The organism is Bacillus cereus group sp. MYBK216-1, from assembly GCF_051916495.1.
Taxonomy (GTDB): domain Bacteria; phylum Bacillota; class Bacilli; order Bacillales; family Bacillaceae_G; genus Bacillus_A; species Bacillus_A thuringiensis_K.
Genome location: NZ_JBQAGT010000006.1, coordinates 125820 through 141992, shown reverse-complemented (window position 1 = coordinate 141992; position 16173 = coordinate 125820). Strand labels below are relative to the sequence as shown.

Below are 16173 nucleotides of genomic sequence, written 5' to 3'. Positions count from 1 at the left end.
ATTATTACCAAAGTATTAGGTTTTTAGAATGAAAAATGAATGCTCAAAATATCATTGAAATCCAGGAATAGAAATCGTAATTAAAATTTTTTGTTTTCTGTCAGGTATGTAAATCACTTTAGCTACTTTATGGGTAATTGCATGTGTTTTTTCTTTTGCTTAAGTTTATGAAATAGGAGTATTAGCTCTAAGTATTGTAGCTAAGAGTATGTAAAGCATAGAAAATCCGAATTAAACAAAATAGGAGGAAAGTGAAAATGAAGCATCAAGATGATAGTAAAACTGGTTTGGAAATAGCGATTATTGGAATGGCAGGTAAATTTCCAGGTGCAAATGAAATAAACCAATTCTGGGATAACCTAAAAAATGGTGTTGATTCAATTTCTACATTTACTGAAGATGAGTTAATTAAAGAAGGTGTTAATTTAGATGTTTTACAACATCCTAATTTTGTGAAAGCAAAAGGGTATTTGGAGGAAGTAGAATATTTTGATGAATCCTTTTTTGCTTATACACCTAGGGAAGCGAAAATAATGGATCCCCAAATCCGTATGTTACAGGAAACGACATGGGAAGCATTAGAGATGGCAGGCTATAATCCATTTGATTATGAAGGATTAATAGGATTATATGTAGGAGCATCTACTAATTTTAATTGGATGAAGCACACGCCATTATTAAACAGTGATAGTGTGGTTGAGTTTTCAGAGGCAGGTACTCTTTCCTATAAAGATGCAATTTCAACGCTTACATCCTATAAGCTGGGACTTAAGGGACCGAGTTTTACATTATATACAGCATGCTCTACATCTCTTTTGAGCATTCATCTTGCATGTAGATCATTGTTAACTGGAGAATGCTCTATTGCAGCTGCAGGTGGAGTATCTATAACGTATCCTAAAAAGAATGGTTATAAATACCATGAAGGAATGACAAGTTCACCGGATGGCAAAGTACGTACTTTTGATGCAGAAGCCCAGGGTGCAGTTTTTAGTGATGGTGTAGGTATGGTAATACTAAAGAGATTAGAAGATGCGATTGCTGATGGGGATACGATATATGGTGTAATTAAGGGATCAGCAGCAAATAATGATGGAGGTCGAAAAGTAGGCTATACCGCTCCGAGTGTTGAGGGACAGGCTGAAGTAATTCAAGCAGCTCATAGTTTTGCTGAAGTTGATCCTTCTACAATTAGTTATATAGAAACGCATGGGACGGCAACGCCATTAGGGGACTCTATCGAAGTAGAGGCTTTAAGGAGAGCGTTTCAAGATGTGGACAAGAAATCTTTTTGTGCAATTGGTTCTGTTAAGAGTAATGTAGGTCATTTAGATACAGCTGCAGGGGTGACCGGACTTATAAAGACAGTTTTATCTATGAGACATAAACAACTCCCGCCAACTTTAAATGTGAAGCGCCCTAACTCGAAAATTGATTTTATAGATAGCCCATTTTATATCAATACTGATTTGGTAAATTGGCAAAGTGATGATAATGATCTTCTTCGAGCTGGTGTAAGTGCTTTCGGATATGGTGGAACTAACGTTCATATTGTATTAGAAGAAGCCCCTAAAGTTAAAAGTTCTGCTTCTACTAGAGAGAAAAAACTAATGGTTCTTTCTGCTAGATCAAAAGAAGCTTTAAATAATGCTACAGTGAATATGGTTGAATATCTGGAATCTAATAAAGATGTTGAATTAGCAGATGTAGCATACACATTGCAAACTGGCCGTCGATCATTTCCGTATAGAAGAGCGGTCTTATGTAAGGATATAGATAGCGCCATAGACAATTTAAAAACAGTTAAAGATTTTCACGTAAAAACGCAAGAAAATCCAGATTTGGTATTTGTGTTACCTAGCGAATACTCATCAATTATTGAGAATGTAAAAGAACTATACCAAAAGGAACCATTATTCTTAAAAGTATTTGAGCGTAATATGACTGATGCCCAAATGTATACTGGAAAAGCATTGAAAGAAGCATTCTTTAAAGGAACAGATGATAGCTTGGTTGAAGATTTAACCTTCTTCGTCTGCTTGCAATCGATTATTGATGTATTAATTGAATGTGATGTACGTCCTTCTAACATTATTGGTACAGGCTTAGCTGGAATGGTTTCAGATATTTATAATAAATCTCTTAAGCCAGAAGATGTCCTGAATCCATTAGTTGAGAACTATATAGAGTTACAGACAGAATGGACGCATGGAGAAAAAGTAGAATTTCTAACACAAGTTAAGGATGTAGATCCTAATTTTGTGATTGTACATATTGGAGAGTTATTAAATTCTGAAATTAATAATAATCAGATTATTTTACAGAACGACTTGTTAGAGGTATTGGGACAAGCGTGGGAGTTAGGGGTAGAAATTAATTGGAGTAAACTGTATGAAGAGGAATATAGATTACGTATTGCCTTACCAACTTATCCTTTTGAGAAAAAACGATATTGGATAGATTCAGCTGAACAGCAAAATATAACTAATAGTGAAGAAACATCGATAAAGAAACGTTCTAATATAGCTGAGTGGTTCTATACTCCAGGTTGGATGGAAAAAGAAATTGTAGATGTAACTAAAGAATCTACTAAAAGTTGGTTGTTATTTTTAGACAATGAGCATATAGGCTTAGCTCTTAAAGAAAAGCTTGAAAGAGATGGACATCGTGTTATAACAGTCGGTGTGGGTCCTTCATATAAAAAGATTAGTTTAAATGAATTTACAATATGCCCTAATAAACAAGAAGATTATTATCAGTTATTTAATGAGCTACAAAAACAAGAGTGTTTACCAGAGGAGATTGTTCACCTATGGAATGTGGATAATAAGGATTTAGGTATCGAGACCTTAGATACTGGATTCTATTCATTAATATCACTTGCAAAGACAATTGGTAAATTTAATTTACTTTATCCTATCAATATAAATGTTATGACGAATAATATGCAAAAGGTAGTAGGAGACGAGTCTATTATTGCAGAAAAATCTACTCTTTTGGCTCCTATAAAAGTATTTCCGCAAGAGTATCCAAATATTAGATGCCGTAGTGTAGATTTTATGTTGTCTGATAATGAAGAAGCATTAATATCAAACTTATATTCTGAGATTCAAACGGACATTATTGACACTGTAATAGCAATTCGAAATAACACTCGTTACATTCGAATCTATGAGCCTATACCTGATGAAAAAGTAAGTGAAATGCTAGTAATAAATGAAAATGAATTAGCTTCAAAAATTCCGAATATTCGATCGGAAGGGGTTTATTTAATTACTGGTGGAATGGGAGGAGTAGGCCTTAAATTAGCAGAATATTTGGCGCGTACAGTAAAGGCTAAACTAATATTAGTTAGTAGAACAGCTCTTCCTGATCGTGAAGTATGGGATGAAATTCTTCAATCACAGATTGAAAATGAACAATTATGTCAACGTATTAACCATATTCAGAAGTTGGAGTCATTGGGAGCAAAAGTAATGACAGCTGTTGCAGATGTAGCTGATGAAGAGCAGATGAGAAACGTGATTCATCAGGCTGAGGCTAATTTTGGTCACATAAATGGGGTAATTCATGCAGCAGGTGTCTTACGTGTTAAATCAGCTCAGTGTCCAATGGAAAAGATAAGTAGGATTGAATGTGAAGAGCAATTTCTTCCTAAAGTACATGGTGTGCTAGTTCTTGATAAGTTATTGAGTAATTATGATCTTGATTTTTGTTATCTTGTTTCATCACTTTCACCTATTTTGGGTGGATTAGGTTTTGTAGCCTATTCAGCAGCAAACCTTTACTTAGATAGTTTTTCAGACAAAGTGAGTAATACATCTAATAATCGATGGACCAGTATTAACTGGGGAGATTGGCAGTATACGGGAGCTCAACAGGTTAATAAAATATTCAATGCTCAAAGTATAGAAGCGCTTGAAATGACATCTGAGGAAGGACAAAAAACATTCCAATGTGTGCTTGGTTTAAGTGGTTTAAATCAGGTAATTATTTCTTCAGGAGATTTAAATAAACGTTTTGATCAATGGATTAATCTGAATTCTCGTAAACGAATTTCTGAATTGGAAACTCAAACGAAAACGGGAGATAAGTTCAGAAATCAAGATGAAGTAGAGGAAATAATTATAGGAATTTGGAAAGAGTTTTACAGTGTTGATACTGTAAATGTAAATGAAAATTTCTTTGATCTTGGTGCAACTTCACTTCATATAATTCAAATTCATGAGAGATTAATTAATAGATTAGAAAAACAGATTTCAATTGGAGTTATGTTTGAGTATCCAAGTATTCGTTCTTTAGCGAGATACTTAAGTGGAGATAAGCAAAAGAATCAAGTTAAACATACAAAACGTTTTAATCGAAAAACGAAAGAAGATAACGATATTGCAATTATAGGAATAGATGGACGTTTTCCTGGAGCACAGAATGTAAATGAATTCTGGAATAATATAAAGTCTGGAACAGAGTCTATTCAATTTTTTACAGATGAAGAGTTAATTGAATCTGGTGTGAATCCTATGGAAGTAAAAAGCCCTAATTATGTTAAAGCGAAAGGGTATTTAGAGGGAACTGATAATTTTGATGCTCCATTCTTTGATTATACACCTCAAGATGCATCATTAATGGATCCGCAACTACGAGTATTTCATGAATGTGCGTGGTCTGCCCTTGAACATGCTGGATATAATATCGAGACATACCCGGGTCTAATTGGTGTATATAGTGGGGCATCTCCTAACTTATATTGGCAAGTGTTATCTACTCTTTCAGAGGCAAATGAACCAGCTGGACAATTTTTAATTTCATTACTTAACGACAAAGACTCGCTAAGCACTCAAATTTCTTACAAATTTAACCTAAAAGGACCAAGTATGAATATCTTTACGGGATGTTCAACATCATTGGTGGCTATTCATAATGCATGCCAAGCATTATTACAGGGGCATTGTGATATTGCTATAGCTGGAGGAATTACATTAACTCAACCTGAAAAAGCAGGTTATACCTACCAAGAAGGAATGCTATTTTCTTCAGATGGTCATTGTCGTCCTTTTGATGAAAATGCAAATGGAATGCTTTTTGGAGACGGTGTTGGGATTGTTGTTCTGAAGCCTTTACAGGAAGCTATAAATGATGGGGATACTATACATGCAGTAATAAAAGGAACGGCGATTAATAATGATGGGAATCGGAAAATTGGTTACACTGCACCTAGTGTAGAGGGCCAAGTAGAAGTTATTAAAATGGCGCAACATGAAGCAAATGTAGAACCTGAGTCCATTTCCTATATTGAAACACACGGAACTGCTACTAAACTAGGAGATACCATTGAGATCAAGGCGCTTAGTGAAGTGTTTAACTCTAATGAAAAACAATCTGTACCAATTGGATCTGTTAAAGCAAATGTAGGCCATCTAAATGCAGCGTCTGGTGTTGCTGGTCTAATTAAAACGGTCTTTGCGATGAAAGATCAGGTTCTTCCGCCAAGTGTGAATTTTACAAAACCAAACACGCAAATTGGATTTGAAAAGACACCTTTTTATGTAAATCAACAATTAAATGAGTGGAAAGAGGATAATAAACCATTACGTGCAGGTGTTAGTTCATTTGGTATTGGTGGTACAAATGCACATATTATTTTGGAGGAGGCACCAAAGCTTGAAGCAACCTCAAATAGTAGACCATACCAGATGTTAATGATTTCGGCAAAATCGAAAGATGCTTTGGATCGTATGACTTTGAATTTAGGAAATTACCTTGAACAGAATCCTCATGTGAATTTGGCAGACGCTAGTTATACATTGCAAATTGGACGTAAGGAATTCAAGCATAGGAGAGCTTTAGTTTGTTCCAGTACCCAAGAGGGAATTGAACAATTAAACCAGCCAGAAGGAAGAAGAGTGCAATATGCAAATGTAAAAGAGGAACATCCTAAAATTAACTTCCTGTTTTCTGGGAACGGATCGCAATATGTAAACATGGGGTTAGAATTATACGAACAAGAGGCAATTTTCCGTGAAGCTATGGATGAATGCTTTGCAATTCTTCAATCAATTACGAATGTAAACATGAAAGAAGTGTTATATCCAACTACTTTCAGTATTGATGAGGCAACGGAAAAATTAAAAAGAATGGAATTTAGTCAACCAGTTCTTTTCGCGTTTGAATACTCAGTTGCGAAATTATTAATGGGTTGGGGAATTAAACCTGAAGCAATGATTGGATATTCTTTTGGTGAATATGTGGCTGCTTGTTTAGCAGAAGTATTTACTTTGGAAGATGCACTTAAATTGGTTGTAAAAAGAGGACAGCTAATGAGTAGTCTTCCTGCAGGGGTAATGCTTAGCGTTCCACTTCCAGAAGAGGAATTGATTCATTTAATTAATTCTTTTGAAAAAGAATATCAACATACTATTTCTTTAGCGGTAGTTAATGGTCCAGCTTGTATAGTTTCTGGGACAGAAGAAGCAATTGTGGATTTTGAAAATGAATTAAAGAAAAAGCGTTTAATGTGTATGCGAGTAACGATAGAAGGAGCAGCACATTCACATGAACTAGATTCAATTCTGGACGAGTATGCTTCCTATGTGAGTACATTAACACTCAGAGAACCTAAAATACCTTATTTGTCAAACTTGACTGGTACTTGGATACGACCTGAAGAAGCAACAAACCCAGTTTATTGGGTAAAACATATGCGTGGAACTGTTCGATTCTCTGATGGAATTCAAGAGTTGAATAGGGACAATACAAGTCTATTCATAGAGATTGGTCCTGGAAATGATCTTAGTAGGCTTACTAGTCGCCTTTTAGACTATGAAAATGGTAATGAAAGAATATTTAATACGGTTCGATCTGTTCAACAAGATGTATCAGATATGTATTTCTTATTTAGTCACATCACTCGAATGTGGGTAACAGGTATTTCTATAGATTGGGAACAATTTTATAAAGATGAGAAGAGAAGACGTATCCCATTACCAATGTATTCTTTCAATAAAATATCTTATAAATTACAAGGTAATCCGTATGATTTAGGTCAAAAGCTTAATAGTAAGCAATCTAAAATTAGTAAGAATAACAACATTTCTGAATGGTTCTATACGCCGCAATGGAAAAGTTCTACATTGTTTGAACCAAATCATGATGTGAATGAGACATGGATTGTTTTTGTAGATCAAGAAGGGTTAGGTAATGAACTAGTTAAGGACTTATTAAATAAAGGGCAGAGAGTAGTTACAGTAGAAACTGGCTTTGCTTTTAATAAGGAGAATAACGATCGCTTCATTATAAATCCTGAAGAACGTACAGATTACGTTAAGTTATTGGATGAAGTACAAGAAATATGTGGTTTACCTACAAGAATAGTTCATATGTGGGGAATTACGGATGAGGAAAGACAAGCCTCAATTGAATATGTAAATTGTAAACAAAACTTAGGATTCTATTCAATTTTTTACTTAACTCAGGCACTAGGAGACAAGAATATCTCTGATTCAATCTCAATTCGAATCATTACAAATGGTGTTCAACAAGTGATTGGTGATGAAGAATTAATTCCAGAAAAATCAACTGTACTTGGAACGTCATTAGTTGTTCCGCAAGAGTATTCTTATCTTTCTTGTTCAAGTGTTGATGTTGTTTTACCTCTAAACAAAGAATGGAAGAGCAGGTTAATAAATCAATTAGTAGGGGAATGCCTTTCAAATACGAATGATAAGATGATTGCTTATCGAGGAAATAAAAGATTTGTTCAAACTTACGAGCCTTTACAACTAGAACAGCCAGCTAAAGAGAAACTGCCTTTACGAAAAAATGGAGTTTACCTTATTACAGGAGGACTCGGAGGTATTGGGACAATTCTTGCGAAACACTTGGCTCAAACTGTACAAGCCAACTTAGTTCTTCTTACACGTACAGGTCTGCCAAATCGTGATGAGTGGGATATGCATTTGAAGGAAAATACGATGTATTCGGACAGAATTCGTAAAGTTTTAGAGATAGAAGAAACGGGATCTAAAGTTTATGTACTTGCTGCTGATGTTACAGATCAATCACAACTATACGAAGCAATTCATAAGGCAGAACAAGAATTTGGAAAGATTAATGGTGTAATTCATGGTGCAGGTATTCTCGGTGGAAAGACTTTTAATTTGATTCAGGAACTTGAAAAAGAGGACTGTGAGGAACAATTTTCTGCAAAAATTTATGGTCTTCTCAATTTAGAAGAGTGCTTACGAAATAAAGACTTAGATTTTTGTGTTCTAATGTCTTCAATTTCAGCGGTCTTAGGTGGATTAGGTTATGTTTCATATGCTGCTTCAAATATATACATGGATGTTTTTGCACAATATATAAATCGTTATTCCAAACTGCCTTGGATAAGTGTCAATTGGAGTGACTGGAAATACTGGGAAGATGAAGAAAAAGATATGCAAATAGGTGCAAGTGTACATGAATTATCTATGACACCTGAAGAGGGAGTTCAGGCCTTTAATATAGCACTGTCATGGAAACAAGGGGAAGTACTGATTCATTCTCCAGGGGAACTGCAAGCGCGTATTGATCAATGGGTGTTATTAAATTCTTTCAATGATGAGAAGGAAGAAGAATTAGATTCTACGTTATACCATTCTAGACCACAACTCTTGAATGAATATGTAGCACCTCGCAATGAGGTAGAAGAAAAGCTTTCAAAAATTTGGAGAAATATATTTAAAGTTTCAGAAGTTGGTGTTCATGATGATCTTCTGGAACTAGGTGGAGATTCACTTAAGGCTATTACTATTGTTTCAAAAATTCATAAAGAGTTTAATGTTGAAGTTCCTATTAAAGAACTCTTTACTCTATCAAATATTGAGAAACTAGCAAATTATATTTCAAGGGCAGATAAGAGTGAATTTGATGTTATTGTTCCAGCTGAACCTAAATCTCATTATCAGCTTTCTTCAGCTCAGAAGAGATTTTATGTATTACACCGATTGTATCCAGAAAGTACAGCTTATAATGATACTTCCGTTATTCTTTTAAATGGAAAATTAAACATTGAACGTTTAGAAAAGGCGTTCACTCAATTAATTAAGCGTCATGAGATATTTAGAACTACTATTGAAATGAAAAATGATAAACCGGTACAAATTATTCATGATCATGCTGATTTCCATATTACTCAAATTGAGGGCTTTGAATCTGAAGTGGAACAAATAATTAATGAATTTATTCGCCCATTTAATTTTAATAATGCTCCATATTTCCGTGTAGGGTTAATTAGATTGGAAGAACAAAAACATATTTTAATTATTGATTTACATCATATAGTAACCGATGGAGTTTCCTATGATATTTTTGTTAGAGATCTATTTGCGCTTTACTCAGGAGAGAAATTACCAAACTTAAAAATACAGTATAAGGATTACTCAGAATGGCAGCAGAGTGAAAAAGAAAAAGAAATTGCTCTCAAACATGAACAGTATTGGCTAGAGCAATTTAAAGATGGTGTACCTGTCTTGAATATGCCTACTGATTATACAAGACCTGAAATATTAGATCTGAAAGGTAGTAAAATATCCTTTACTATTGATTCAAATGTTACCAAGAAAATTAAGCGTTTATTAGCAAAAGAAGAAACTACATTATATACGCTAATGCTCTCTGTATATAATATTTTGCTAGGTAAATATACTGGCCAAGAGGATGTTGTAATTGGTTCACCAATTACTGGTCGCCCGCATGCGGATTTACAAGATATTATAGGAGTATTTGTAAACATGTTAGGAATAAGGAACTATCCAAGAGCTGAACAAAGGTTTACTCAATTCCTATTTGAAGTAAAAGAGCAGGTCTTACAAGCATTTGAACATCAAAAATGTCAATATGAGGACCTGGTTAATCAATTAGGACTTCAGGGCACGTATAATAGGAACCCACTTTTCGATGTTTCATTTGTTATGCAAAATATGGATGCAGATCATATGTTTATCGATGGTTTAGAACTAAGGACATATGATCACGACTTTAAGCGCGCACAAATGGATTTATTGCTAAGAGTGGTTGAATTGGAAGATACAATTGAACTGACTATGGAATATGCAACCTCTTTATATACTAGGGACACGGTTCAAAAGTTATGTGAGCGTTATGTTGAGATTTTTGAACAAATTGTAGATCATCCTGAAATTTTATTAAAAGATATTTCATTTAAACAAGAAATTCAAGAACTGCAACCAGTTAAGGTATCAGTAGATTTTGGGGATTTTAACTTTTAATTGATTATTGTCAGGAGTGAGTAACTATGGTTGAACGATTAGCAAATAAAGATAAAGTAATTGCCGCAAATGAACGAATAAAGGAAAGAGAATTTTGGTTAGAAAACTTATCAGGGGAACTGGCTGACTGCCATTTCCCTTATGATTACCGGACATCAAACAAACAGGTGAATTTATCAAATGTTAACATAAAACTAAAAGAGGAATTGTCCGAGAAGATTTTAAAGTTAGCAAATGGATCAGATCTTCAGTTGCACATGATTCTTACTGCTGGACTTACCTTGCTGTTAAATAAATATACTAGATTGCAAGATATATGCATTGGTACACCTGTTTTAAAACAAGACAGTGATACTAACCTTATTAATACTTTGTTAGTTTTAAGACATGGTCTTGAGGAACATATGACATATAGACAAATTCTCCAGCATGTTAGTACAGTAATGGTTAATGCTTTAGAACATCAAAATTTCCCATTGGAAAGTTTACAACCGGTTTTGAGTAACTACCTTCCAGAGGGGCGTAATTATCCGTTCCGTACTGCAATTTTGCTAGAGGAAATTCAAGATTTAAATTATTTAAGTGAGAGCAATGCTGAGATTATATTCTCTTTCCGTCAAGTAAATGGGTGTATAGAAGTTGATATGTATTTTAATGAGCATCTATACAAAACATCTACTGTTATGCGATTTGGTCATCATTTTATAGACTTGTTAGAGCAAGCTTTACTACAACCGAATACGCCGCATATAGATTTAGATTGGGTTAGTGATAATGATATAAGAGAGTTAATGACATTTAATCAAACTGAGTTAGATTACCCGCATCATTTAACGGTGATACAGTTATTTGAAGAACAAGTCATGCATAATCCAAATAAACTTGCTGTTTCTGATGACAAAAGAGAAATAACATACGCTCAATTAAAAGAAAAGGTAGATCTGGTTGCCAGTTCTCTACATAAAAAAGGAATTGGAAAAGGACACATTGTTGGTCTTATGATGGATCGATCCATTGATGCAGTCATTGCAATGCTAGGTATTTTAAAAAGTGGGGCTGCTTATTTACCTATTAACATATATTTGCCGTATAAACGGATAGAGGCGATGCTAAAAGAATGTAAATCTCCACTTTGTATAGTAAAACCAGAGGTTATTAGTGAAGATTTTACAAGACAAATCCAGGATTGTAGTATGGTGAGTTTTAATGAACTACTTGAAACAGAGTTGATTAGTTTCCCTTCAGTAAGTACACCTTACGATTTGGCATATGTTATTTTCACCTCTGGAACTACAGGTAATCCTAAAGGAATTATGGTTGAAAATCGTAGTGTTGTAAATTTAATATTTGGGTTAAAAAATGAAATATATGATAAATATAGTTCTTCTATGCGAATCGGGTTAGTTTCACCTTTTGAGTTTGACGCTTCAGTACAAAACATGTTTGGTGCGCTTCTATTAGGAAATAGTTTATTTATAGTACCTGAGGAAGCAAGAACTGATGGGCAGGAGTTAATTAATTTTTATCAAGAAAAGCAAATAAATATTGCTGATGGAACGCCGATGCATCTTCGATTATTAACTAATTTTATAGATGAAGAGGTAGAATATTCATTTAAACATTTTATTATTGCTGGAGAGGAATTACCACCGAAATTAGCACGGAAGTTCCTTGGTTTATTTAATGAAAACTGCCGACCAAATTTAACAAATGCTTATGGACCTACAGAGACAACTGTAGATTCTACATGTTATCATGTTCAGCACGCTGAGTTAGAATTTATGAATCAATTACCAATAGGAAGACCTCTAGCTAATCAAAAAGTTTATATTATGGGTGATAATCAACAATTACAACCCGTTGGAATTCCTGGGGAATTGTGTATTTCAGGAGAAGGATTAGCAAGAGGTTATTTAAATCAACCTAAGTTAACTATGGAGAAATTTGTTCCTATACAAATCAACAAAGAGGGTTCTTCTATTATAGATGACAAGGTATATCGTACTGGAGATTTGGCACGCTGGTTACCAGATGGAAATCTTGAATATTTAGGCCGTATGGATGATCAAGTCAAAATTCGTGGATTACGAATTGAATTGGGAGAAATAGAAAAGCAACTATTACGATATCCTGAAATTGGTGAAGCTATTGTAATTACACGTAAAAAAGAGGGAGAAGATGCTCCGGTTTTATGTGCATATGTTGTTATGAATTCTTCAGCTAAAGTAGAAGAGGTACGCCAATTCCTTAGAGAGTATTTACCTTTTTATATGATTCCTGCATACATCATCCCGATTGAGCAGTTTCCAATCTCATCAAACGGTAAAATAGATCGGAAAGCTCTTCCAGATCCAATTTGGGAGCAATCCACAGCTTTATTTATTGAACCACGTAATGAAATTGAACAAATGCTCTCTGAGATATGGAAAGTAGTACTTGGAATAGAGAAAATAGGTGTGAATGATAACTTTTTCGAATTAGGAGGTAATTCATTACAAATTACTTCTGTTGTTTCACACATATATAAACGTTTAGGTGTAGATGTACCTATACGTGAAATGTTTCAAAGGCCTACAATTATGCTATTAGCGGAGTATATAGAGAAATATGAAGGGAAGAAAAATTATTCTCAAATTGAGATCGTACCTGATAGAGAATTTTATCAAGCTTCTTCTTCACAAAAAAGATTATATATATTAAACCGCTTTGCTGGAATAGGAACTGCCTACAATATACCAGGTGCAATGTTAATAGAAGGTGAGTTTGATTTTATAAAGGCAGAACAATGTGTCAAAGAATTAGTAGAACGTCATGAATCATTAAGAACTTCATTCCAATTTATTAAAGGTGAACCAGTTCAATTTATTCATGATAGTTTAGATATTAGAATTGAACATTTATATAAATCTGATAGATCAACAATTGAAGAGCTAATACAGGAATTTGTTCGTCCTTTTCAGTTAGATAGGGCTCCACTTATGCGCGTCGGTTTAATGAAATTAGAATTCAATCAATATCTGTTACTATTTGATCTTCATCACATAATAGCAGATGGAGTATCTTTAGCGAAGTTAGAAAAAGAGTTTATAGATTTATATTCAGGCAAAGCCTTAGAGCCTATTAAAATACAATACAAAGATTATGCCAATTGGCAAACCAACCGTTTACATGATGAAGGGCTGAAAGAAATTGAAGAGTATTGGGTAGAGAAGTTTAAAGGTGAGTTACCAATTCTTATGTTCCCAACCGATAAGCCACGTGGGCTAAATCAAACTTTTGAAGGTGATAGATTAGTATTCCATTTAACACCTGAACTTTCTAATAAATTAAAATCCTTTGCGGATGAAAGAGAAGCTACTTTATATATGGTACTTCTTTCGTCACTAAATATAGTATTGCATGTGTATACGCAACAGGAAGATATTATAGTAGGTTCTCCAATTGCAGGAAGAATTCATCATGATCTTGAGCCTATCATAGGTATGTTTGTAAATACTCTACCTATGAGAAATCATCCTAAAGCGGAAAAGACGATAATTCAATTCTTAAATGAAGTAAAAGAAAATGCGCTAGAAGCATTTCAATATCAAGAATACCCATTTGATGAGTTAGTAAATAAGTTAGACATGGCTTATCATACTAATCGAAATCCTGTATTTGATGTCATGTTAGTAATGCAGAATATCGGAAGAACATCAGAAAAAATAAAAGATATTACATTTAAATCATACGAAATTAAGCATCAAGCTTCAAAGGTAGATATGAGTATAGAAGTATTTCCGGAAGAAGAGGGTCTGCGATTAGAATTGGAATACGCGACAGGATTATATTATCCGCAAACTATAGAGCGGTTTATGATGCATTTTATAAATACGCTAGAGTGGATGGTAGCTAATCCTGAAGCGAAAATTGAAGACGTTAATGTTTTAAGTAAAAGTGAATCCACAAGGATGTTAAATGAACTTAATAATACAAAATTAGATTTTACTCAGGGTAAATTAGTTCATCAATTTTTTGAGGATCAGGTTGAAAATAAATCAGAAGAAATCGCAGTTATTTCAAATGATATACCGTACAGTTATTCGTATATCAATAATCGAGCAAATCAGCTTGCTCGTATTCTTAGACAAAAAGGTGTAGATCAGGAAACTAAAATTGGTATCGTTGTGGAAAGATCCGTAGAAATGATTATAGCTATATTTGCTGCGCTAAAATCTGGAGCTGCATATGTACCAATTGATCCTGAATATCCAAAGCGTCGAATGGAACATATTTTAGAGGATTGTAATCCTCAATTTGTACTTACAGAATCTAAATACGTAGGTGAAATTCCATTTGTAGGAGAGATTATTGATTTAAAGCAAGAAAATTTGTACGTTGGTGATACAAGTAACCTGGAGGTTACTGGAAAACCAAATAACTTAGCTTATATTTTATATACCTCAGGTTCTACAGGTAGACCAAAAGGAGTCATGATTGAACATTGTAGTATTGTGAATTTCTTATTTTCAATGACTCATTTATATCCTATGGATGAATCAGATACGTATTTACTGAAGACGCCTTATATATTTGATGTATCTGTTTTAGAGTTGTTTGGGTGGACCATAGTAGGTAGTAAATTAGTAATAATGGAAAATGGGGAACATCGAAACCCAAGGGCAATTTTAAGAACTATAGATAAATATGATGTAAAATTATTAAATTTTGTACCGTCTATGTTTAGAGCATTCGTAAATACACTTAATAATGAAAATTGCCAGGTTTTAAATAAAGTAAAGTATATATTACTTGCGGGTGAAGCTTTGACACATGAGGTGGTTAATAAATTTAAAAAGCATCGACTATCGACTCAAATAGAAAATATGTATGGTCCTACTGAGGCGACGGTTATCGCAAGTACATTTTCACTTCAAGAAAGTGAAAACTATAATACTATTCCTATTGGAAAGCCTATTCCGAATGTAAGGCTTTATATACTTAATCAAAAACAGAGACTTCAGCCTATTGGCGCGGTAGGAGAGCTGTATATTGCGGGAGAAGGGCTTGCAAGAGGATATGTAAATCAAATGAGATTAACTGAAGAAAAGTTTTTACCAGACCCATTTGTAAAAGGGGAGAAAATGTACAGGACAGGAGATCTTTCACGCTGGTTACCTGATGGGAATATAGAATTCCTCGGTAGAAATGATGAACAATTAAAAATTAGAGGATATCGAATTGAGCCAGGGGAAATTTTAGATGCTTTATCTTCACATCATGCAATTAAAGAAGCAGTGATAGTAGACATTCAAGATGAAGATGGGCAGAAAAAACTTGTAGCTTATTTCGTAGCAAAATCACCTGTATCCATTTCTGATTTGAAATTGCATCTTGCGAAATTAGTTCCGAGTTATATGATACCTACTTTCTTTGTTGAAGTTGAAAACATACCATTAACACCAAGTGGAAAGGTTGATCGACATTCCTTACCTTCACCTAGATCTTTACCTAAGAATGAGGAGGAGAGTATGATGTCTCCTAGTAATGAGTTAGAATCTCGTTTGGTTGAAATATGGAAAAGTATATTGAAGATTGAAGCTGTCGGTGTAGAGGATGATTTCTTTGACTTAGGAGGAAATTCTCTACTAGCTATTGAGCTTGATCTTGCTTTAGAAAACGAGAATCTTAATACGGACGACTTAGTCGCATATACAAAACGCAATATTAAACAACTAGCTGCTTATATAGCAGAAAAGAAAAATAATTAGTATTACTTCATATTGTAAACACGACTTTTAAGAGTTTAAATTTACACTTGCTATACTGTGGGATTAAAGGAGCTTTCCCTCTTAGCTTTCTGGAATGTTAGTGTTTGTTCTGGTGACTATGAGTTAGGGAATTCTCCTCCCTATTATAGAATGAT

The 16173-nt window shown here is 34.1% G+C and carries 2 protein-coding genes; both read left to right on the top strand.

From position 1 onward, the window contains the following. The first annotated feature begins 257 nt into the window (after window positions 1-257). Entirely contained in the window at window positions 258-10268 is a 10011-nt protein-coding gene (locus ACTFRH_RS21620) for a type I polyketide synthase (protein WP_000682572.1), read from the top strand. A gap of 26 nt (window positions 10269-10294) precedes the next feature. Then, window positions 10295-16018, top strand: coding sequence for a non-ribosomal peptide synthetase (locus tag ACTFRH_RS21615; protein ID WP_003301872.1), 5724 nt, complete (start codon window positions 10295-10297; stop codon window positions 16016-16018). Window positions 16019-16173: the final 155 nt, after the last annotated feature.

Bases quoted from the DNA above. Each gene is read 5' to 3' on its own strand.
- ACTFRH_RS21620 (WP_000682572.1), top strand. From the start codon at position 258: ATGAAGCATCAAGATGATAGTAAAACTGGTTTGGAAATAGCGATTATT.
- ACTFRH_RS21615 (WP_003301872.1), top strand. From the start codon at position 10,295: ATGGTTGAACGATTAGCAAATAAAGATAAAGTAATTGCCGCAAATGAA.